The 20,533-nt window shown below is 61.1% G+C and carries 20 protein-coding genes; 8 read left to right on the top strand and 12 right to left on the bottom strand.

The genetic code is table 11. The features are described from left to right. Positions 1 to 97: 97 nt before the first annotated feature. The gene (locus GNX18_RS14445) at positions 98 to 1,522 is read left to right on the top strand and encodes a DUF1254 domain-containing protein (protein WP_205827940.1); all 1,425 of its coding nucleotides are present in this window, start codon (positions 98 to 100) and stop codon (positions 1,520 to 1,522) included. Positions 1,523 to 1,572: 50 nt separating this feature from the next. Here GNX18_RS14445 and trmB read toward each other — a convergent pair whose 3' ends face one another. The 6 genes from trmB to ftsY form a co-directional block, all read right to left on the bottom strand. Then, entirely contained in the window at positions 1,573 to 2,310 is a 738-nt protein-coding gene (gene trmB / locus GNX18_RS14440) for a tRNA (guanosine(46)-N7)-methyltransferase TrmB (protein ID WP_166218946.1), read from the bottom strand. 220 nt (positions 2,311 to 2,530) lie between these two features. Then, positions 2,531 to 2,908, bottom strand: a complete 378-nt coding sequence (locus tag GNX18_RS14435; RefSeq protein WP_138234225.1) for a DUF423 domain-containing protein — start codon at positions 2,906 to 2,908, stop codon at positions 2,531 to 2,533. Positions 2,909 to 3,206: 298 nt separating this feature from the next. Further along, the gene (gene rpoH, locus GNX18_RS14430; RefSeq protein ID WP_138234224.1) at positions 3,207 to 4,061 is read right to left on the bottom strand and encodes an RNA polymerase sigma factor RpoH; all 855 of its coding nucleotides are present in this window, start codon (positions 4,059 to 4,061) and stop codon (positions 3,207 to 3,209) included. A 666-nt stretch (positions 4,062 to 4,727) separates the two neighbouring features. Then, a complete protein-coding gene (ftsX, locus tag GNX18_RS14425) occupies positions 4,728 to 5,738 on the bottom strand; it encodes a permease-like cell division protein FtsX (RefSeq protein WP_240914018.1) in 1,011 nt (336 codons plus the stop codon). Then, entirely contained in the window at positions 5,722 to 6,405 is a 684-nt protein-coding gene (gene ftsE / locus GNX18_RS14420) for a cell division ATP-binding protein FtsE (RefSeq protein WP_138234223.1), read from the bottom strand. Before ftsE ends, ftsX begins: the two co-directional genes overlap by 17 nt. A gap of 225 nt (positions 6,406 to 6,630) precedes the next feature. Further along, a complete protein-coding gene (gene ftsY, locus GNX18_RS14415; protein WP_166218944.1) occupies positions 6,631 to 7,881 on the bottom strand; it encodes a signal recognition particle-docking protein FtsY in 1,251 nt (416 codons plus the stop codon). Between the two features lie 146 nt (positions 7,882 to 8,027). Between ftsY and rsmD the strand changes: the two genes are divergently transcribed. The 3 genes from rsmD to ggt all read left to right on the top strand — a co-directional run bounded on the left by rsmD (position 8,028) and on the right by ggt (position 11,018). After that, the gene (gene rsmD / locus GNX18_RS14410) at positions 8,028 to 8,618 is read left to right on the top strand and encodes a 16S rRNA (guanine(966)-N(2))-methyltransferase RsmD (RefSeq protein WP_166218942.1); all 591 of its coding nucleotides are present in this window, start codon (positions 8,028 to 8,030) and stop codon (positions 8,616 to 8,618) included. 86 nt (positions 8,619 to 8,704) lie between these two features. Then, positions 8,705 to 9,193, top strand: a complete 489-nt coding sequence (gene coaD, locus GNX18_RS14405) for a pantetheine-phosphate adenylyltransferase (RefSeq protein WP_138234220.1) — start codon at positions 8,705 to 8,707, stop codon at positions 9,191 to 9,193. A gap of 88 nt (positions 9,194 to 9,281) precedes the next feature. After that, positions 9,282 to 11,018, top strand: coding sequence for a gamma-glutamyltransferase (ggt, locus tag GNX18_RS14400; RefSeq protein WP_240914017.1), 1,737 nt, complete (start codon positions 9,282 to 9,284; stop codon positions 11,016 to 11,018). Here the strand turns inward: ggt and mutM are convergent, their stop codons facing one another. From mutM to radC, 4 genes are all read right to left on the bottom strand, one after another. Further along, positions 11,019 to 11,834, bottom strand: a complete 816-nt coding sequence (gene mutM / locus GNX18_RS14395) for a bifunctional DNA-formamidopyrimidine glycosylase/DNA-(apurinic or apyrimidinic site) lyase (protein WP_166218940.1) — start codon at positions 11,832 to 11,834, stop codon at positions 11,019 to 11,021. It abuts the gene before it with no gap. A gap of 230 nt (positions 11,835 to 12,064) precedes the next feature. Continuing rightward, the gene (rpmG, locus tag GNX18_RS14390) at positions 12,065 to 12,220 is read right to left on the bottom strand and encodes a 50S ribosomal protein L33 (RefSeq protein WP_105102496.1); all 156 of its coding nucleotides are present in this window, start codon (positions 12,218 to 12,220) and stop codon (positions 12,065 to 12,067) included. A 33-nt stretch (positions 12,221 to 12,253) separates the two neighbouring features. Further along, positions 12,254 to 12,490, bottom strand: a complete 237-nt coding sequence (gene rpmB / locus GNX18_RS14385; RefSeq protein WP_105102497.1) for a 50S ribosomal protein L28 — start codon at positions 12,488 to 12,490, stop codon at positions 12,254 to 12,256. A gap of 253 nt (positions 12,491 to 12,743) precedes the next feature. After that, positions 12,744 to 13,418 carry a DNA repair protein RadC gene (gene radC, locus GNX18_RS14380; RefSeq protein WP_166218938.1) on the bottom strand — a complete coding sequence of 225 codons (675 nt, stop codon included), beginning with the start codon at positions 13,416 to 13,418 and terminating at the stop codon, positions 12,744 to 12,746. A gap of 127 nt (positions 13,419 to 13,545) precedes the next feature. On the opposite strand from radC, the gene coaBC reads away from it, so the two are divergent. From coaBC to slmA, 4 genes are all read left to right on the top strand, one after another. Continuing rightward, positions 13,546 to 14,760 (top strand): bifunctional phosphopantothenoylcysteine decarboxylase/phosphopantothenate--cysteine ligase CoaBC, encoded by a 1,215-nt coding sequence (gene coaBC / locus GNX18_RS14375; RefSeq protein WP_166218936.1) that lies wholly within the window; start codon positions 13,546 to 13,548, stop codon positions 14,758 to 14,760. Between the two features lie 112 nt (positions 14,761 to 14,872). Further along, a complete protein-coding gene (locus tag GNX18_RS14370) occupies positions 14,873 to 17,236 on the top strand; it encodes a phosphomannomutase/phosphoglucomutase (protein ID WP_240914016.1) in 2,364 nt (787 codons plus the stop codon). Positions 17,237 to 17,287: 51 nt separating this feature from the next. Next, positions 17,288 to 18,202 carry an acetylglutamate kinase gene (argB, locus tag GNX18_RS14365; RefSeq protein ID WP_138234216.1) on the top strand — a complete coding sequence of 305 codons (915 nt, stop codon included), beginning with the start codon at positions 17,288 to 17,290 and terminating at the stop codon, positions 18,200 to 18,202. Between the two features lie 214 nt (positions 18,203 to 18,416). Then, positions 18,417 to 19,028, top strand: a complete 612-nt coding sequence (gene slmA / locus GNX18_RS14360; protein ID WP_138234215.1) for a nucleoid occlusion factor SlmA — start codon at positions 18,417 to 18,419, stop codon at positions 19,026 to 19,028. A gap of 48 nt (positions 19,029 to 19,076) precedes the next feature. Here the strand turns inward: slmA and GNX18_RS14355 are convergent, their stop codons facing one another. Together GNX18_RS14355 and pyrE are read right to left on the bottom strand one after the other, a co-directional pair. Next, positions 19,077 to 19,673 (bottom strand): hypothetical protein, encoded by a 597-nt coding sequence (locus tag GNX18_RS14355; RefSeq protein ID WP_166218934.1) that lies wholly within the window; start codon positions 19,671 to 19,673, stop codon positions 19,077 to 19,079. A 91-nt stretch (positions 19,674 to 19,764) separates the two neighbouring features. Then, complete coding sequence (pyrE, locus tag GNX18_RS14350) at positions 19,765 to 20,421, bottom strand: orotate phosphoribosyltransferase (protein ID WP_166218932.1); 657 nt, start codon at positions 20,419 to 20,421, stop codon at positions 19,765 to 19,767. Positions 20,422 to 20,533: the final 112 nt, after the last annotated feature.

The raw sequence follows: 20,533 nt of genomic DNA, 5'->3' as shown, positions 1-20,533 counted from the left end.
AGGTGGTATTTGGCGACTATGCTTTTTCCAAGAAGATGTTTCCTGGGCTGGCAGGGACATCGTTTCCGGTAAGTCCTAAACACCCCGCGAGGTACGTGTGAACACTCTACGTCACTGGCGAACTGCCATGCTTTCTACCGCTCTATGCGCCATAGGTCTTGCACCGCTTGTGCAATCGCAAACGGAACACAGTCTCACCCCGGAAGAAGCCAAAGCCATTGCCATCGATGCCTACATCTACGGATATCCATTGGTCACCATGGAGATGACACGGCGGGTGACGACGAATGTCGCCAAGCCCTCTGGGGCCCACGCTCCCGTGGGCCAGTTTGCACGCTTGCGGGAGTACCCGACTGCGGCGTTTCACGATGTCACTGCACCCAATGCGGACACGCTGTATACCGTTGCCTGGCTGGATGTGGGCAAGGAGCCCTGGATCGTCTCCCTGCCCGACATGCACGACCGATACTACTTATTCCCGATGCTGGACGGCTGGACCACCGTCTTCCAGGTGCCCGGCAAGCGCACCACCGGCACAGGCGCCCAACAATATGCCATCACCGGGCCCGAATGGGAGGGACAGCTACCGGCGGGCGTCAAAGAGTACAAATCCCCCACATCGATGGTGTGGGTGCTCGGCCGTATTTATTCCAGCGGCACCCAAAAGGACTACGCGGAGGTCCACAAACTACAGAATGAAATTTCCGCAATACCGCTGAGCGCATATGGAAAAAATTACACGCCTCCCGCGGGCAAAGTCGATCCTTCAGTGGATATGAAAACGCCGGTGCGCGATCAGGTAAACAGCTTGACGACAGAGGCTTATTTCAAACTGCTGGCACGGCTGATGAAGGACAATCCTCCGACAGCGGCGGATGCCCCGGCACTGAAAAAATTTGCGCGCCTCGGAATTGAACCGGGAAAACCTTTCGAGTTTTCCAGGCTGAGCAAAGCGGTACAGGATGCGATCCGCGATGTTCCGGAAATATCCTTTGAGAAAATCATGGCGCACTCAAAAGTATCCGGCAAACACATCAATGGCTGGTTGTTTACCACCGATACCGGCGTCTACGGGACAGATTATCTACAGCGAGCATTTATTACCGCCATCGGGCTCGGCGCCAACCGCCCGCAAGACGCGGTGTATCCGACGCTGGATGTCGACGCATCCGGCCAACCACTGGACGGAAAAAATCGCTACACCCTTACCTTTCCCAAAGGCAAGTTACCTCCGGTCAACGGGTTCTGGTCGCTGACCATGTACAACGACAAGTTTTTCTTTGTCGAAAACCCTCTGAATCGATACACACTCAGCCAGCGCAATTCCCTTAAAACCAATCCTGATGGCTCGGTGACGCTCTACATTCAGGCGGACGACCCAGGTGGCGATAAAACGGCCAACTGGCTTCCGGCACCTGCGGGGAAATTCAACCTGATGCTGCGCCTTTATTGGCCGAGTGAAAAATCTCCATCCATTCTGGACGGTTCCTGGAGCCCGCCTCCGGTGGTAAAAGTGCCGTAGCCACAAGTGCGGCAAACTCCCGCCAGCCAAGCTGACGGGAGTTTTTTGATTTAGCGCCGGCGGTACAACAGGTCCCATACTCCGTGACCGAGGCGCTCGCCGCGGCGTTCGAATTTGGTTTGGGGGCGAAATTCGGGGCGGGGCGCATAATTACCTTTGCCCGCGGTGTTTTCCAACATGCTTTCCGCATCGAGCACTTCGAGCATCTGTTCCGCGTAATTTTCCCAGTCGGTGGCCATGTGCATAAGGCCGCCGGGCTTCAGTTTGTTGCACAGGAGTTTCACAAACTCGGGCTGCACGATGCGGCGCTTCTGGTGCTTTTTCTTGTGCCAGGGATCGGGGAAGTACAGCTGGAAGCGGTCGAGGCTGCCGTCACTGATGCAGTCGTTCAGTACGTCAACGGCGTCGGCCATGTACACGCGCAGGTTTTTTAGTTCTTCTTTGCCAGCATTGTTGATCAGGCGGCCGACGCCCGGCGGGTGCACTTCGATGCCGATAAAGTCTTTGTCCTGTTCGGCGGTCGCCATTTCCAGCAGGGAGTCGCCCATGCCGAAACCGATCTCCAGCACCACCGGCGCTTCGCGTCCGAACACTTCTTTGGGGTCGATGCTGCCGTTGAACAGCGACAGTCCATAGCTGCCCCAGTAGTTGTCGAACGCGCGACGTTGGCCTTCGGTCATGCGGCCGGCGCGGATCACGTAGCTGCGGATGGATTTCTTTTTGAATTCGGTGCGGTAAGGGAAGTCTTCTTCCTCGCCCGTTTGTTCGTTGATGGGTTCTTCTTGCATCGCTGTGTGGTTACCTCGTTGCTTCGGAGCACTGTTCATTGGGTTGGGTGCTTCGTAGCTGGTGCTGGGGCGGCCAAGCACCGGGTATGGGTTTTCGGAACCGCTGTGAACCCATCCCTGGGCGCTGCGGCGCAAACATCCTGTTTGCGACGCTTCCGAAAACCCATCCCCGGCACTTGGCCTTCAATTTGGTTTTTTTTACTTCGTTGCTTATTGGCGCTTACTTTGTGTAGCCGAGTGCGGCGATAAATAGGGCAATCCAGCCGCCGATCATCAGGGTGCCCCCCAGTGGGGTGATCGGGCCCAACCAACGCGGGCCACCAAATGTCAGCCCATAGAGGCTCCCCGAGAAAAACAGTATGCCGACAGCGAACAGTGCGCCGCTGACAATCAAGGAGGTTTTTGCACCGATCTGGTTGATCAGCAGCACAATACCGATCAGCGCCAGTGCGTGGATCATCTGGTAGTGGACACCAGTTTTATAGGCTTCCAGCAGATTTTCCGCGACTTTGTCGCGCAGACCGTGTGCGCCGAAAGCACCGAGGATTACACCCGTGCCGCCAAAAAATGCAGCCAACAGTAAATACAATTTAGCCATTAAAAATGTCCTTTCTCAGATGGCTCACGAAGTACAGAAATTGGAAGAGAAGGGGCGGTGCCGGGTATGGGTTTTCGGAAGCGTCGCAAACAGGGCCGCAGGCGCCGCGTTGAAGCGGCCGGACACTTTGCGCCGCAGCGCCCAGGGATGGGTTCACAGCGGTTCCGAAAACCCATACCTGGTATCGAACCGCCACGCGCCAGCTTCAGAGCACCGCACCACAAACCACCAAACCTCCAGATAAGAAAAAACCGCGCATAAAGCGCGGTTCTATAATCCGGCCAATTCAAGAGGGTTATCAGGCCTCCATCGCCACCCGGACTTTCTTCATGGCGTTCTTTTCCAGCTGGCGGATACGCTCAGCGGAAACGCCGTATTTGTCGGCCAGCTCGTGCAGGGTGGCTTTGTTGTCGGTCAGCCAGCGGGCCTCGATGATATCGCGGCTGCGGTCGTCCAACTGCTCCATCGCCATCGCCAGATTGTTCACACTGGTTTCTTCCCAGTTGTCCTGCTCCAGCATCGCCGCCGGGTCGTAACGGCGGTCTTCCAGGTAATGGGCCGGCGCCTGCCATGCGGAATCGTCATCGTCGTCCACGCCGGCGTCGAACGCCGCATCGTGGGCCGCCAAGCGCCCTTCCATATCGTGCACGTGCGCCACGTCCACATTCAGCTCTTCCGCCACCCGCTTGGCTTCCTCATTCGTCAGCCACGCCAGCGACTTCTTGTGGCCGCGCAGGTTGAAGAACAGCTTGCGCTGCGCCTTGGTGGTCGCGATCTTGACGATGCGCCAGTTGCGCAGGATGAACTCGTGAATCTCCGCCTTGATCCAGTGCACCGCAAAGGACACCAGGCGAACCCCCTTCTCGGGATTGAAACGCTTCACCGCCTTCATCAGGCCAACGTTGCCCTCCTGAATCAGGTCGCCCTGGTTCAGGCCGTAACCGGAGTAGGACTTGGCAATGTGCACCACAAAGCGCAGGTGAGACATGACCAGCTGGCGGGCAGCTTCCAGGTCATTGTTGTAGTAGAGATCTTCCGCGAGCTTCTTTTCTTCCTCGGCGGACAGTACTTCAAAGCCGCTGACTGTCTGGATGTAGGCGTTCAGATTACCGCCTGGCGACAGGGTATGGATCGGCTGCAGACTGGTTCCCATTCAGGATTCTCCTCGTATCGCTCAGTTGCCCCGCTTGGCACTTGCTGCCCGGACGAGGGAACCTCTGACTGAGTCCGCAATGCCTCAGCGTGACCTGAAGGCTGCAGCTGTTAGGCGCAGCTCGCAGTGAATGGTCAGCCCTTTACAAGAGCTGCAACAAAGCAGATGCGGCCTTCAGGTCTCGCCCTGCGGGGCTTTCAGAGCGGTTCACACTCAGCGTTGTGACTTCTTGAAAGGTCTAGACATTTCTTCGAAGCCACGCCTTGATTGTGAACCGCTCTGAAAGCCTGAGGCATCGCGGACTCAGTCAGAGGTTCCCTTTACCGGGACCAGTAGTTTGCGGCGGCTTGCTCCCCCGGCCCTTGGCTGATTTAGCCTCAAAGCGGCACCGGACGTGCAAAGTTGGCCACAGTTTAGCACCCACAGACGGAAATGGAACCCCGTTTGCGGCGGCCCGGCAAACCGCGCCAGGCCTTGATTTTCGGTGGGTTAGAGGGTTATCCACAAGGGGAGTTCCGCGCGGAAAAGGGGACTTTACGAATCTTGACCGACCCTTGGGTCATACCGGCGCCGTCATGCCGGACCTGATCCGGTACGGTATCCAGTGCAAGCTCGGAGCCCCGTAGAATCTAGATCCCGGCTCAAGGCCGGGATAACGGGGATGTTTTAGCGCGGCTGGATCGCGGAAATATGCCGCGCCACCGCCAGCCAGGCCCCGGTCAGCCCCAGCAGCGCTGCACCGCCAGCCAGCCCGAGCAGGTAAGTGACTCCCGGGCCATCAAGCTCAAAGCCGCTGCCGTAGGAACCCGCCAGCCCACTCACCGGCCCCGCCAGCAGCCAGACGCCGACGCTCACCAGCAGCCAGGCGATCAACCCGCCCACCAGGCCGTACACCAGACCGGTATACAGAAAAGGCCGGCGCACAAACGCATCGGTGCCACCCACCAGCTTCACCACCAGAATCTCCTCGCGTCGGTTCTCGATGTGCAGGCGGATACTGTTGACCACCACCAGCAGCACCCCCAGCGCCAGCAGGAACGCCAACCCCAGGCTCATGCGCCGTCCAAGCTCTGTCAGCTGCGCCAGCCGCTGCACCCAGGCCATATCCAGCACCACCGAATCCGTCAGCGCGCTCTCCCGCAACCGCTCCGCCAGCGCCTCCAGGGCCGCGCTGTCGGAGCCGGATGGGCGCACCAGCAGCACTGCCGGCAGCGGATTGCTGTCCATCCCCACCAGCGCATCGCCGAGACCCGACGCCTGCTGGAACTCCGCCAGCGCCTGCTCCGGGGAAATGTAGGTCACCTCCGCCACCAGCGGGTCCGCGCGCAGTTTGTCGGTCCAGGCGGAAACCGCCTCCTGTTTGGCGCCCTTGTACAGGAACACCGAAATCTGCGGCTGCCCGTCCCAGCCCGCCACCGCGCGCTGGAAGTTGGTGAGCCCCAGCTGCAGCGCCGCCGGCAGGGCGAGCGCGATGGCGATCACCAGCGCGGTCATACCGCTGGACATGGGCGAGGCAAAAAAGCGCACCCAGGACTCGTGCCACATCTCTCTGTGGTGGCCGAGCCAGCTGCGCAGACGGTCGCCGCCGCTGGTGCGCGCAGTCACCGCGCCGGTGGAGCGGGGGCGCTCCGCTTGGGCCTGAGAGGCTCGTAAGGGAGAGTTAATACGCTGGTTCACGGCTCGGGTATCCGTCGTAAATCAGTTGCCCCTGCTGCAGGGTAAGGACGCGCTGCCGCATGCGCGCGATCAGTTCGAGGTCGTGGCTCGCGATCAGCACCGTGGTGCCCACCGCATTGAAGTCGCGGAACAGGCGCATGATCTCCTCCGACAGCTTCGGGTCCAGGTTACCGGTGGGCTCGTCCGCCACCAGTACCGCCGGCTTGTTCACCACCGCGCGCGCAATGCCGACACGCTGCTGCTCACCGCCGGAGAGCACGATGGGATTCTGGTTTTCCTTGTGCAGCAGCCCCACCTTGTCCAGCGCCGCGCGCACCCGCCGGCCCACCTCGCGCTTGCTGCAGCCGGAAACCGACAGGGGCAGGGCGACGTTGTCGAACACGCTGCGATCGAACAGCAACTGGTGGTTCTGGAATACGATGCCGAGGTTGCGGCGGTAGTAGGGAATCTGGCTGTTGCGCAGCCGGTTGAGATTCTGCCCGCCGACAATGACATTGCCGCGGGTAGGCCGCTCGATGGCGGTGAGGAGTTTCAACAGGGTACTTTTGCCGGCACCGGAGTGGCCGGTGAGGAACACCATCTCCGCGCGCTCGATCTCCAGGCTCACACGCCCCAGCGCGTCCTGCCCGGACTCGTAGCGTTTGTTGACGTTATCGAATTGGATCATGAGCGCGTTTTTTATTCTTCGGCAGCGACGTGGGTTTGCGTCTTGAACGAGCACCGTGGCGGCGCCGCTACCGGGTATGGCCTTGTGAAACACGCCGTGAACCCATCCCTGGGGGCTCTTCCGCGAGGTCCCTCTCGCGGAAGGTTTCACAAGGCCATCCCCGGCATCGTCGCCTTCGCATCTGATTTCAGTGGTTCATGTAAGCCCCTGAACCACAGCGTATGTTCAAGCCTGATTTTTATTAAACAGCGCGGCGACAAAATCTTTCGCCACAAACGGTTGCAGGTCTTCCGACTGCTCGCCGACGCCGATGAAGCGTACCGGAATCCCCAGCTTCTGCGCCAGCGCGAAAATCACACCGCCCTTGGCGGTGCCATCCAGCTTGGTCAGCACCAGACCGGTGACACCGGTGGCACTCTTGAAGGTCTCGGCCTGGGAGATCGCGTTCTGGCCGGTGCCAGCATCCAGCACCAGCAGTACCTCGTGGGGCGCAGACTCATCCAGCTTGCCCATCACCCGGCGCACCTTGGACAACTCCTCCATCAGGTGCGCCTTGTTGTGCAGGCGGCCGGCGGTGTCGGCGATCACCACATCCACACCGCGGGACTTGGCAGACTGGATAGCATCAAAGATTACCGAAGCGCTATCCGCGCCGGTGTGCTGAGCCACCACCGGCACATCGTGGCGCTGGCCCCAAACCTGAAGCTGCTCTACCGCCGCGGCGCGGAAGGTGTCACCGGCGGCCAGCATCACTGACTTGCCCTCATTCAGGTAGCGGTGGGCGAGCTTGCCGATGGTGGTGGTCTTGCCGACGCCGTTGACGCCCACCACCAGAATCACGAACGGCTGTTTGGCCATGTCTATGGCGAGCGGCGCCTCGACCTTGTCCAGCAGGCTCGCCAGTTCCTCTTGCAGCGCCTTGTACAGGGCTTCTCCATTGGACAGCTCGCGGCGGGATACGCGCTCGGTGAGGCGGTCGATGATCTCGGTGGTGGCGTCCACACCCACATCCGCCATCAGCAGCTGGGTTTCCAGCTCCTCCATCAGGTCTTCGTCGATTTCCTTCGCGCCCAGGAACAGGTTGCCCATACCCTCGGCGAACTGGCTGCTCGTACGGGAGAGGCCGCGGCGGATGCGGGCAAAAAAGCCTTCCTTCTGCGGCTTTTCCTGGGTAACCGGCTGCGGCGGCGCGGATTCTTCTTCCGCTGCTGCGGGCGCCGGCGCTGCAGCCAACTCCGCCGCCGGGTCGAAGGCGGCTTCCGGCGCCTCTTCCGCAGAGAGCTTTTCTTCCACCGACGGCGCAGACACTGGCACAGGTTCTGCGACCATGTCCGCTTCGGCGGGCGCCGCCTTCAGGTTGTCCGGAATCTCGAACGCCGGCTCTTCCACCAGCGGGTTGCTGGCTTCCACCTGGGTGGATTCGTTATCGCCGGATTCGCCCTCGGGCTTCTTCTTGCGCAGGAAATCAAAAATCATCGCGTGTGGATTCTTTGACAGGAAATCAGTGACTGGCGGGTGCCGACTGGCGGCCGGCCGCGGAAAGGCGGTAATCTTAGCACCGCTGACCATTTAACACACAGTCATACCCCGCCCAATTTGGCTGCAGTCAAGATTCGAGCCCGATGCCCAGAAAGCCACCGCCCACAAAATCCCGCACCGCTGCCGGTGCCATATCGCAATTGCGCATCATCGGCGGGCGCTGGCGCGGTCGCAAAGTGGCGTTCGCGCCGATCGAAGGACTGCGCCCCACCGGCGACCGGTTGCGGGAGACACTGTTCAACTGGCTGCAGTTCCACCTGCCCGGCGCCCGCTGCCTGGACCTGTTTGCCGGTTCCGGCGCTCTGGGGCTCGAGGCTCTGAGCCGGGGCGCGGCCGCGGTGGACTTTGTCGAACTCGACCGGGGCGCGGCGCAGATGCTGCGCCAGCAGTTGGACCTGCTACAGGCCGAAGGTGCGCGGGTGCACAATTGCCCGGCGCAGGTCTTTCTGGAGCAGCCCGGGGAAGCCTGGGATGTGATTTTTGTCGATCCGCCGTTTGCCGGCGATCTGTGGGCCAACACCCTGCAGGCTCTGGTCGCCGGTGACCGCATCCGGCCGGGCGCGTTTATTTATGTGGAATCCCCGCGCAGCACCCCCATCCCCACACCCGCGGACTGGCGACTGGAGAAAGAAAAACACGCAGGACAGGTCTGTATGCGCCTGTTCCGCGCGTGATCGGCGCCCGTTCCGCGATTTTTTGAGGGATGCGGCTAAATTGTTTAAGATGCGCGTCCCCTCTGGCCGGCAAGGCGAAGTGACTTATGAAAAAAGTGGTTTATCCAGGTACTTTCGATCCCATCACCAACGGGCACATGGACCTGGTGGAGCGGGCCTGCCGCCTGTTCGATCACGTGGTGGTCGCCGTTGCCGCCAGCACCCGCAAGAACCCTCTGTTTACCCTTGAGGAGCGGGTGGAGCTGGCCCAGCAGGAACTGGCGCACCTCGACAATATCGAGGTGATCGGTTTCGACATCCTGCTCGCCGACCTGGTGCGGCAGCTGGATGCTTACGGCGTGGTGCGGGGCCTGCGCGCGGTGTCTGACTTCGAGTACGAATTCCAGCTCGCCAACATGAACCGCCAGCTGGCACCGCAGATGGAAAGTCTGTTCCTGACCCCGGCGGAACACCTCTCCTACATTTCCTCTTCGCTGGTGCGCGAGATCGCCTCCCTCGGCGGCGACGTCACCAAGTTTGTGCCTCCCGGTGTGCAAAAGGCCCTGCAGGAAAAGTTCAACCGCCAGGCGCCCTGATGGCGATATCCAGTATCAGACCTGAACCCCGCGGGATTCAGGTCTGATACACTCGGGCGATCCCGCGAGCGCAACACCGGATCGCCCTGTGAACAGAATTCTGCTTTCCTCCCTCTCCGCCTTACTATTCTCCGCCGCCGCCTACGCGTCACCGCCGCCTGAAGTGCAGCCGGAGATCGCCACCGGGCGCACGGAAATCAAATCCGCAACGGCCAGCAAATATATGGCGGTCACCGCCAACCCGCACGCCTCCGCTGCCGCCGAGCAGATGCTAGCCAAGGGCGGCAGCGCGGTGGACGCGGCGATTGCCGCACAGCTGGTATTGGGATTGGTGGAGCCTCAGTCCTCCGGGATCGGCGGCGGCGCGTTCATGCTGAGCTACCGCGCCGATCAGAAAAAACTCTTCTCCTACGACGGTCGCGAAACGGCGCCGATGGCGGTGGATGAAAACTACTTTATCCGCGACGGTCAGCCGCGGGGTTTTCTCGACGCGGTGATCGGCGGCTACTCGGTGGGCGTGCCGGGCGTGATGCGCATGCTCGCGCTCGCGCATATGCGCGATGGCAAGCTGCCGTGGAAGGATCTGTTCCAGCCGGCCATTGCACTTGCCGAGCAGGGTTTTGAAATATCCCCGCGCCTGCACCAGTTGCTCGAACAGATGCCGAGGGTGGCGGTGCGCCCGGCGATCCGCGACTACTTTTTCGGTAAGGACGGCAAGCCGCTGCCGGTGGGCCACCGGCTGAAAAACCCAGAGTACGCCGCAACTCTGCAACTCCTGGCGGAAAAGGGTGTACAGCCGTTTTATGAGGGTGAAATCGCCGAAGCTATCGTGGACGCGGTGCGGAGCGACCCGCAAAACCCCGGGCTGATGACCCGCAAGGATTTGGCCAGCTACCGCGCCAAGATGCGGGAGCCGGTGTGCGCGGACTTCCTCGTCTATGAAGTCTGCGGCGCAGCGGCGCCGTCTTCCGGCGGCACCACCGTCGGCGCGCTGCTGGGTATGATGCAGCATTTTCCGTTGGAAACGGCCGATGTGGCCAGCGCCGAGCTCACGCACCTGTTTGTAGAAGCCTCCGAACTCGCTTTCGCCGATCGCAATGCCTACTCCGCCGACCCGGATTTCGTGGAAGTGCCGACGGCAGCGATAGTATCCGCGGACTATCTCGCTGCGCGCGCGAAGCTGATCGACCCGACGAAAGCCCAACCGGCGAGCGCCGGCGACCCGGCTGGCTTTGCCCGCAAGCGCCAGATCGCCCAGTCCCCCGAGCTGCCAAACACCAGCCACCTGTCCATCGTCGACCAGTACGGCAACGGTGTGAGCATGACCACCAGTATCGAAACCGGCTTCGGGTCGCGTTTGCTGGTAAAGGGGTTCCTGCTCAACAACCAGCTTACGGATTTCTCCTTCGTGCCCACGAATGCGGACAAACGAAAAGTGGCCAACCGCATCGAACCCGGCAAGCGCCCGCGCTCGTCCATGTCGCCCACAATGGTGTTCAACCGGGACGGCAGCCTGCGACTGCTCGTGGGATCACCCGGCGGTTCGCGCATCATCGACTACACCGCGCGCACGATCCTGTATCACCTGGTCAAAGGAATGCCCATTGCCGAAGCCATCCACGCGGGCAACATCACCGCAATCGGTTACCAGGTGGAAGTGGAACCCGAAGCCCTTTCCGATACTGAACTGAAAAAGCTGGAGGAGATGGGCCACAAGGTCGTGCGCAAGGAACTGAACAGCGGCATTCACGCGATCGCGCTGATGCATGATCAACTCCACGGCGGTGCCGACACCCGTCGCGAGGGCAGCGCAGTCGGGCGTTAATCAGCGCTGGCAGCGCGGGCAGAAGAAGGTGTTGCGCTGGCCGATGATCTGTTCGCGGATGGTGCCGGGGCAGCGGGGGCAGGGCAGACCGGCGCGGCCGTAGGCATTTAATTGCTGAGCAAAGTAGCCCGGTTTCCCGTCGCCCCCAACAAAATCTTTTAGGGTGGTGCCGCCCTGTTCGATGGCCGCGGCGAGGACGGTTTTGATGGCTTCCACTAGCCGCTGGTAGCGCGGGCGGGAGATTTTGCCGGCGGGGGTCTGCGGGCGAATACCGGCCATAAACAGGGCTTCACTGGCGTAGATGTTACCGACGCCGACGACGATGCGGCCATCCATGATGAAGCTCTTTATCGGGGCTTTGCGGTTGCGGGAGGCGATGAACAGGTAGTCGCCGTGGAATTCTTCACTCAGGGGCTCGGGACCCAGGTGGGAGATCAGTTCGTGGTCGGCGATGCTTTCTGTTGTCCACAGCAGGGCGCCGAAGCGGCGCGGGTCGTGGAAGCGCATGCGCTGGCCGCTGTCGAGGAGCCAGTCGATATGGTCGTGTTTTTGCGGGGGCAGTTTACCGTCGACGATGCGCAGGCTGCCGGACATGCCCAGGTGCCAGATGGCGAGGCCTTTGTCGGTTTCCACCAGCAGGTATTTGGCGCGGCGATCCAGGCGCTGAATCCGGGCACCCTGAATCTTCTCGGCAAAGTCAGCATCCACCGGCCAGCGCAGGCTGTGCTGGCGGATCTCACACAGCTTTACCTTTCGGCCCTCAAGATGGGGAGCCAAGCCGCGTTTGGTGGTTTCTACTTCCGGCAGTTCGGGCATCGTTTGGGTTCCGGGTAGCCACTAGGTAGTTCAGTGGCGGCTCCGCTAGCGATGGCCTTTGCCAGACACGCCGTAAACCCATCCATGGGGGCTCGGCTGCGGCCATCCAGGCCGCAGACGGTCTGGCAAAGGGCCATCCCTATCGAAGCCTTCGCATCGACGGTTGGGTTCTTTCAGGCACAAAAAAGCCCGGAAAACCGGGCTTTTTCGTGAACTAGCAAGGCAATCAATTACTTGATTTTGCCTTCCTTGTACACAACGTGCTTGCGAACAACGGGATCGTATTTTTTGATCTCCATTTTCTCAGGCATGTTGCGCTTGTTCTTGTCAGTAGTGTAGAAGTGGCCGGTGCCGGCGCTGGAATTCAGACGAATCTTGTCACGCATTGTTCTATCTCCAATCTGCTGTCAGAGCAGCAATTAAACTTTTTCGCCGCGCGCGCGCAGCTCGGCCAGTACGCTATCGATACCTTTCTTATCGATAATGCGCATGCCTTTGGTGGATACACGCAGCTTAACGAAGCGCTTCTCTGCTTCCACCCAGAAACGGTGGGACTGCAGGTTCGGCACGAAGCGACGCTTGGTGCGGTTTTTGGCGTGAGAAACGTTGTTTCCGGTTACCGGGCGCTTACCGGTTACCTGACATACCTTGGACATCTGATTGGCCTCTTTAAAACTCTCGTGCCCTCAGCTCAAGGGCGGGGCAGGGACTAAATTCGTTATCCAGCGGACCGCGGGATCTGTACAGAATCTGGCCCGGCCGCAAAGAGCGGCGTTTTATACCAGAACACCCTATGGGGGGCAAGTTTTGATCAATGTTTTTGCTGTCTGATTGGCCACTGGGCGCCGAGATCCAATAACGGGCTAGCTTCGAAGCGCGTGACGTGACGCGAAGGTCGAGTGCCGGGGGTTAAATGAGACCTCGTTCTGCAAAGGAACAACCTCCCCCCTCACCGACAATCAGATGGTCCAGCACCCGGATATCCACCAGCGCCAAAGCATCCTTTAACCGCTGGGTAATATGAATATCCGCCTGACTGGGCTCACTCACCCCGGATGGATGGTTGTGCGCCAGAATAACCGCCGCAGCTCCCTTGGCCAGCGCCGCCTGCACCACCTCGCGGGGATACACGCTCGCCGCATTCAACGTACCCTCAAACAACTCCTCATAGGCAATCACCCGGTGCTGGCTGTCCAGAAACAGACAGCAGAACACCTCCCGGGTGCGGTGGCGCAGCTGCGCAGCCAAATAGTCACGCACCGCCTGCGGACTCGTCAGCGCATCCGAGCGCTTCAGACTCTCCGCCAGATGGCGGCGCCCCATCTCCAGCACCGCCTGCAACTGCACAAACTTCGCATCCCCAAGACCCTTGCCGGCACAGAACGCCTTGCGATCCGCTTCCAACAGAGGTCTAAGCCCACCGAAATCCGACAACAGCTGCCGCGCCAGATCCACCGCCGACACCCCCGGCAACCCCGTGCGCAGGAAAATGGCCAGTAGCTCCGCATCCGACAGCGCCTCCGCGCCTCGCGCCAGCAACTTCTCCCGCGGACGCTCCTCCGCCGGCCAATCCGTAATCGCCATAGTCCCTCCCTGAAAACAGTAACTGCTCACTTCCAATGTGAGCCCGAACGCGCACCCAATGGACCATATGGCCCCGGACACTAAGATGGTAATCTTACGCGTTCTCAGAGTTCCGGAACCACCGAATATGCCCTCTCTGGCCGATAAACGGATACTGCTTGGCGTTACCGGCGGTATCGCCGCCTACAAAAGCGCCGACCTGGTACGCCGGCTCCAGGATCGCGGCGCCACCGTGCGTGTGGTCATGACTGCGGGAGCCCAGGAGTTCGTGCGCCCGCTCACCTTTCAGGCGCTTTCCGGCAACCCGGTGCACACCGACCTGCTGGACCCGGCCGCCGAGGCCGCCATGGGGCACATCGAACTGGCCAAATGGGCCGATGTGATCCTGATTGCTCCGGCCAGCGCCAGCGTGATGGCGAAGCTCGCCGCCGGCATGGCCGACGACCTGCTCAGCACCCTGTGCCTCGCCAGCGAAGCGCCCCTGGTGCTCGCCCCGGCCATGAACCAGGCCATGTGGCGCCATCCCGCCACCCAGGCCAACATGCAGACGCTGCAAAGCCGCGGCGTTACCCTGCTGGGACCGGATGCCGGCAGCCAGGCCTGCGGTGACGTGGGCCCCGGGCGTATGCTGGAGCCGCTGGCAATCGTCGACGGACTGATCCAGCAGCTAGCCCCGGAACAGGTCCTCGCCGGTAAAAAAGTCGCCATCACCGCCGGCCCCACCCGCGAGGCCCTGGACCCGGTGCGCTACCTCAGCAATCACAGCTCGGGCAAGATGGGTTTCGCCATCGCCGCCGCCGCCGCCCGCGCGGGCGCCGAGGTCACCCTGATTGCCGGGCCAGTGCGCCTCGCCACGCCCGCCGGGATAAACCGCGTGGACGTTACCAGCACCGAGGAAATGCTTGCCGCCGCCGAGCGCGCGGCGGATGACTGCGACCTGTTTATCGCCGCCGCCGCAGTGGTGGACTTCCGCCCCGAAGTAGTCTCTTCACAGAAGATCAAAAAGAGCGAGGGCGACGACCACGACGTGCTGCAGTTGGTGAAAAATCCGGATATCGTCGCCACCATCGCCGCGCGCAGCGACAAGCGCCCGTTCGTGGTGGGCTTCGCCGCGGAGACGGAGAACGTCGTGGAGCACGCCGAGGGCAAACTCGCGCGCAAGAATCTCGACATGATCGTGGCCAACGATGTGAGTGACCCGGAAGGTGGATTCAACAGCGACCGCAACGAGGTGATCCTCATCGACCGCAGCGGCCGCCAGCCGCTGCCGCCGGCGCTCAAGACGGAGCTCGCCAGCCAGCTGGTGACACTGATTGCAGACAGGGCCTTTGCGAAGAAATAAAAATAAATAAGAAAGAAATCAACGCTGTACAACACCACAACACACAAGATTCAGAAAATACTGGACCGGTCAGGGTACTGGCCTGGAAAGGCTGGGGAGACGTAAAACCGTCGTGGCTTCAAACAATCAATCTGCCAATCAATCCGCAAGAAAACCGCTGTGGCACAGTAGTCTGACGCTACCCGCCCTGTTCGCCGCCGCAGTGTGGCTGGGTGGTAGCCACCTGCTGATGACCAAGGTAATCGAAGGGCGCAATACCGACAGTGTGCAGCGGGCCGCGCAACAGGTGGCCGATAACCACGCGCTGCAACTGCAGCAGTTTTTCGCCCAGCGCTTACAGCAGTTGCGCGGGCTGAAGCCGCTGCGGAAATCCAGCATTCGCTCTACGGCCGGCGAGCCCAGCCAGGCATCACTGCAGTTCTTTACCCCGGAGCAGTTGCATGTGGGCGCGGGCCAGCCGCCGCTCAACTTTGCCCTGGTGGATCTGCTGAAGCGCAGCCGCGAAGAGGGCAATCCAAAGCCGGAGTTCCTGCGCGACGACCGGAACCAGTGGCAGCTCTACAGCGCTCGCGCCGAGGCCGATGGCGCACTGCTGGTGAGCCAGCCATTCGACGTGTTCGAGCGCGCGCTCCGCCAGTTGGACCTGAGTGCCGGTGCCATCCAGATCAATCAGCAGTTCCCCGACGGTCCGGCGCGGTCGCTGTGGAACTCTCCAGCCGAGGGATCGGAAGTGCAGAGTGCTGCCGCCAGCGCCGCAGTGCCCGGCACCTATCTCAAAATCGTCTTTACGCCGTCGTCGGCGTTCGCCGCCAACCACAGCATTCCCGCCGGTCTGGTGTACGGCATCGCGCTGCTTGGTCTGCTGGGCAGCCTGTTCGGATTGTGGAAACTGATGCCCGCCGACGGCGGCGCGGCGCCCTGGGAGAAAGCCGCCCGCGGCAGCCGCGCTCCGACGAAAGCGGGGCTGCGCAAGGAAGACCTGCAAAAAACCCCTGCCGCGTCGGAAACCGTCAGCACCGCGGTGGCCACCGCACCGGCGCCAGCGGCGCCACAGGCAGAGGAGCCGGATCGCGGCGATTTGATGCGCACCCCGAGTACCGAAATCCCCGCCCACGTGTTCCGCGCCTACGATATCCGCGGCGTCGCCGGCGAGGAGATTAACGAGCCATTTGCCTACCAGCTGGGCCGCGCGCTGGGCAGTATCGCCAAACAGTCCGGGCAGGACGTATTGCTGGTGGGGCGCGACGGCCGCAACAGCAGCGAGCTGTTGCGCGACTGCCTGATTGAGGGGATTCTGGAAAGCGGTTGCGACACCGTGGATCTCGGCCTGGTGCCGTCGCCACTGCTGTATTTCGCCTGCGCCCGCAGCAAGAACGCGAACAGCGGCGTGATGGTCACCGCGAGTCACAACCCGGCGGAGTACAACGGCTTCAAGATTGTGATGAAGGGCCGCCCGCTAGCGGAGGAAAAACTGCAGAAACTGCGCGCCATGATGCAGACCATCCAGTTTGCCAGCGGCCAGGGCAGCCACAACTTCCAGGATGTGAGCGGCCTGTATATCGACGAGATATTCAACGACGTCGCGCTGGCGGGGCAGCCGCGCATCGTCATCGACGCCGGCAACGGCGCCACCTCGGAACTGGCGCCGGAGCTGTTTGAGCAACTGGGTTGTCAGGTGGAAACCCTCTACTGCGAAATAGACGGCAACTTCCCCAACCACGCGCCGGACCCATCGCGCCCGGAAAACCTGCAGGACCTGATCCAGAAGGTGAAGGCGGAAGGTGCCGATCTGGGGATTGCCCTCGACGGCGACGGCGACCGCGTCACCCTCATTACCGGCAGCGGCCGCATCGTGTGGGCGGACCAGCTTGTCATGCTGCTGGCGCGGGATATTCTCGCGCGCAATCCGGGCTCGGATATCGTGTTTGACGTGAAGAGCACCCGCGCACTGGCCAATCTGGTCACTCAGTACGGCGGCCGCCCCATCATGTGGAAAACCGGCCACTCGCCGATGAAAACCAAGATGCTGGAAACCGGCGCCGCGCTCGGCGGCGAACTCTCCGGGCATATTTTTATCAAGGATCGGTGGTACGGTTTCGACGACGGTATCTACGCCGCCGCGCGTATCCTGGAAATCATGGCGCTGCGCGAGCAGAGCCTGGACGAACTGCTCGACTCCCTGCCACACATGGTGAACACCCCGGAAATCCTGCTGCCGGTGCCGGAAAATGCTAAATTCGCACTCATCGACCGCCTGCGCAAAGAGGCTAAATTTGAGCATGCAGACCTCAACACCATCGACGGTCTGCGCATAGAATTCGCCGATGGCTGGGGCCTGGTGCGCGCGTCCAACACCAGTGCCGCGCTGACCCTGCGCTTTGAAGCCGACAACGAGGCCGCTCTCGCGCGCATCCGCGCGCTGGTGGCCGCACAGCTCCACAAACTCGATCCCGCCCTGGCGCTGCCTCAGGTCTGACCTGAGGTATTGCCGGGCCGGTCGTCTCGCTCATGCAGTAAGGAAAACGCTATGTCTCTGGATCAGAAATCCGCCCTGCGCGTCGCGCAGGTGCTCAACGAGGCGCTGCCCTATATCCAGCGCTTTATCGGCAAGACCGTGGTGGTCAAGTTCGGCGGCAACGCCATGGTGGACGAGGAGTTGCAAAACAGTTTCGCGCGCGACGTGATCCTGATGAAGCTGGTGGGTATGAACCCGGTGGTGGTGCACGGCGGCGGCCCGCAGATCGGCGACCTGCTGAACAAGCTCAGCATCGAATCCCGCTTTGTGGACGGCATGCGCGTCACCGACAGCCAGACCATGGACGTGGTGGAAATGGTGCTCGGCGGAACCGTGAACAAGCAGATCGTCAACCTGATCAATAAAAACGGCGGCCGCGCGGTGGGTGTAACCGGTAAGGACGGCCTGCTGATCCGCGCCAGAAAGCTGCGCCGCCAGGAGGAAACCGCCGGTCTGCACGCCTCCGAAATCATTGATATCGGCCACGTGGGCGAAGTGGAGAGCGTCAACACCGACGTGATCGAGATGCTGATCAACAGCGACTTCATCCCGGTGATTGCCCCCATCGGCGTGGGTAAACAGGGCGAGTCCTACAACATCAATGCCGACCTGGTGGCGGGTAAGATCGCCGAGTACCTGAGGGCGGAGAAGCTCATGCTGCTCACCAACGTGGCAGGGCTGCAAAACAAGGACGGCAAGGTGCTCACCGGCCTGTCCACCCTGGAGGTGGACGGTCTGATCGCCGACGGCACCATCTACGGCGGCATGCTGCCAAAGATCGCCTGTGCCCTGGATGCGGTGAAGGGCGGTGTGACCTCCGCCCATATCATCGACGGCCGCGTGCCCCATGCGGTACTGCTGGAAATCTTCACCGACAGCGGCGTCGGCACCCTGATCACCAACAACAAACCTCAAGAAGAGACGTGAATCTGGTCACATTCCAGTTGTTAACGGTCACTAACAATTGATGCCGTGGCGCCGAATCGTTAGGATTCTGGCGCCGGTTAACAGGCTTTCGGCAAATTCCAGCGGGTTTCTGACGCTCCCCATCCCGGAATCGCTGCTGAGCCGCCCAATGAGAACAAATCCGGCACAACAACAAAATCAGTTCCCGGCTGAATATTCCGGGTAAAGGCAGTTAATGAGCAGCGAAAAAATCAATCGGCGCCAGCAGATACTGCAGGCCCTGGCCCATATGCTGGAGGCCAGTCCCGGCGCCCGTATCACCACGGCGGCACTCGCCAAGGAAGTGGGATTCTCCGAAGCGGCGCTCTACCGCCACTTCCCCAGCAAATCCAAGATGTTTGAGGGGCTGATCGAATTTATCGAAGAGACCATCTTCAGCCGCATCAAGATCATCATGCAGGACGAGCCCACCGCGCTCGCCCGCTGCCAGAAAATCCTGCACCTGGTGCTGGCCTTCTGCGAACGCAACCCCGGTATCACCCGCCTGCTCACCGGCGACGCCCTGACCGGCGAGACAGAGCGCCTGCACAGCCGCATTCTGCAACTGTTCGACCGCCTGGAAACCCAGCTGAAGCAGATCCTGCGTGAAGCGGAGCTGCGCGAGCAACTGCGCCCCGCCATCCCGCTGACCGCCGCCGCCAACCTGTTGCTGGCAAGCGCCGAGGGCCGCATCGTCCAGTATGTGCGCAGCGGCTTCAAACGCCGCCCGACGGAATTCTGGGCAGAGCAGTGGCCGGTACTGGTTGCTGGATTCTTCAGGGAGAGTGCGCTGGCTGCGCAGGGTTAAGTCAGTTCTGTTTAGGCTGCGGTGGCGGCACTGCTGCCGGCAAACCAATTATTTGCCGGCTATTTCCTGATAACGACTGGCGGCAAGGTCAAACTCGCTGTTGATCGCCTGGGCTTCTTTTTCCCGCAGAGAGAGACGCTCGCTGACCACTTCGACTTCCTTGCGCAGATTCGCGATCCGCTCCAGCAGTTCCGGTGATACGGCACCGCCATTGCGCTGGGTGCGCGCGGCAGTGGACTCTTCGTGTTCGATCTGGCGGTTCAGGGTGGCAATGTTGGAACGCAGGATCGCCACGTCCTGCTGCACGATGGCGAGCTTGCGCTTGCGCGCGGACTCTATGTCGGCAACGCTGTTGTAGCGCTTGAGCAGTTGCAGGTCCGCCGCCTCCCGCGCCTCGCGGCGCTCCTTTTCCGCCAGTTGCTCGCCGGTAAGCTCTGGCGCCACCACCTCCAGCACCCGCCCGGTTGAGGTCAAAATCTCATAACCACCGGCCACGTAACGGGGAGGTACCTGATCATCCAGCACCTGTACGCCGTGTTCGTTGGTGTAGCGGTACAGCTTCCTGCCATCCCACCCCTGAGTGGAAGCACCGGCATCCAGTGTCAGAAGGACGCCGGCCATTGCCAGCGCAAATGCGGTTTTCACGCCTGCCTCGTCATTAATATATGCGCGCCAATTATTTTGGGGTCAGCAGAAGCCGTTTCACGCGCCTCATTCCTATGACGAGCTCTGAAGTTCAGCCCTCAGAACTTACGCCATAGCGCTGCCGATAGTCGATGATCCGCTGCAACAGCTCATCGCTGGCAGCCTGCGACTTAAGATAGGAAATAATATCGTCCAGTTCCACAATGCCGATCACAGGAATGCAGTATTCCCTTTCTACTTGCTGTATCGCCGACAGCTCGGAATCCTCCCCGGCCTTCTCCTGACGGTTCAGGCCAATCACCACCCCGGCGGGCTCGGCTCCCTGGGAGTGGATGATCTGCATCACTTCGCGCACCGCGGTACCGGCAGTAATCACGTCGTCAATGATCAAAACCTTGCCTTTAAGCGGCGCACCCACTAAGGTTCCGCCCTCGCCGTGGTCCTTGGCCTCTTTTCGGTTGTAACAGAAGGGTTTGTCTACGCCTTTCTGCGCCAGTGCCACCGCGGTCACCGCACCCAGCGGGATGCCCTTGTAGGCCGGCCCGAAAATGACATCAAACTCCACACCTGAGGCAATAATCGCCTCCGCGTAGGCATTGCCCAGTGCGGCGAGCGCTGCGCCGCTGTGGAAACGGCCGGCGTTGAAGAAGTAGGGACTCTGGCGCCCGGATTTCAGCGTAAAATCTCCGAAACAGAGCACATCGTGCTCCAGGGCCAGTTCAATAAAGTCGCGCTGGTACTGCTGCATGGCAATTTGATAACTATTGGCTAAGGTGAAGGATAACCCCCGCAAAATGGGGGCGACGATCATAGAATGTTCAGACGAATAACGACTGCAATTTTACACAGTCCGCTGGTAA

This window comes from Microbulbifer sp. SH-1 (assembly GCF_011326135.1).
GTDB lineage: Bacteria > Pseudomonadota > Gammaproteobacteria > Pseudomonadales > Cellvibrionaceae > Microbulbifer > Microbulbifer harenosus.
Note: the sequence above shows the minus strand (reverse complement) of the source record. Positions and strands in the feature narration are given on the sequence as shown.

Bases quoted from the DNA above. Each gene is read 5' to 3' on its own strand.
- mutM (WP_166218940.1), bottom strand. From the start codon at position 11,834: ATGCCCGAACTGCCGGAAGTAGAAACCACCAAACGCGGCTTGGCTCCC.
- trmB (WP_166218946.1), bottom strand. From the start codon at position 2,310: ATGCAAGAAGAACCCATCAACGAACAAACGGGCGAGGAAGAAGACTTC.
- GNX18_RS14435 (WP_138234225.1), bottom strand. From the start codon at position 2,908: ATGGCTAAATTGTATTTACTGTTGGCTGCATTTTTTGGCGGCACGGGT.
- ftsY (WP_166218944.1), bottom strand. From the start codon at position 7,881: ATGATTTTTGATTTCCTGCGCAAGAAGAAGCCCGAGGGCGAATCCGGC.
- slmA (WP_138234215.1), top strand. From the start codon at position 18,417: ATGAGCAGCGAAAAAATCAATCGGCGCCAGCAGATACTGCAGGCCCTG.
- coaD (WP_138234220.1), top strand. From the start codon at position 8,705: ATGAAAAAAGTGGTTTATCCAGGTACTTTCGATCCCATCACCAACGGG.
- pyrE (WP_166218932.1), bottom strand. From the start codon at position 20,421: ATGCAGCAGTACCAGCGCGACTTTATTGAACTGGCCCTGGAGCACGAT.
- radC (WP_166218938.1), bottom strand. From the start codon at position 13,418: ATGGCGATTACGGATTGGCCGGCGGAGGAGCGTCCGCGGGAGAAGTTG.
- rpmB (WP_105102497.1), bottom strand. From the start codon at position 12,490: ATGTCCAAGGTATGTCAGGTAACCGGTAAGCGCCCGGTAACCGGAAAC.
- rpoH (WP_138234224.1), bottom strand. From the start codon at position 4,061: ATGGGAACCAGTCTGCAGCCGATCCATACCCTGTCGCCAGGCGGTAAT.
- rpmG (WP_105102496.1), bottom strand. From the start codon at position 12,220: ATGCGTGACAAGATTCGTCTGAATTCCAGCGCCGGCACCGGCCACTTC.
- ftsE (WP_138234223.1), bottom strand. From the start codon at position 6,405: ATGATCCAATTCGATAACGTCAACAAACGCTACGAGTCCGGGCAGGAC.
- coaBC (WP_166218936.1), top strand. From the start codon at position 13,546: ATGCCCTCTCTGGCCGATAAACGGATACTGCTTGGCGTTACCGGCGGT.
- argB (WP_138234216.1), top strand. From the start codon at position 17,288: ATGTCTCTGGATCAGAAATCCGCCCTGCGCGTCGCGCAGGTGCTCAAC.
- rsmD (WP_166218942.1), top strand. From the start codon at position 8,028: ATGCCCAGAAAGCCACCGCCCACAAAATCCCGCACCGCTGCCGGTGCC.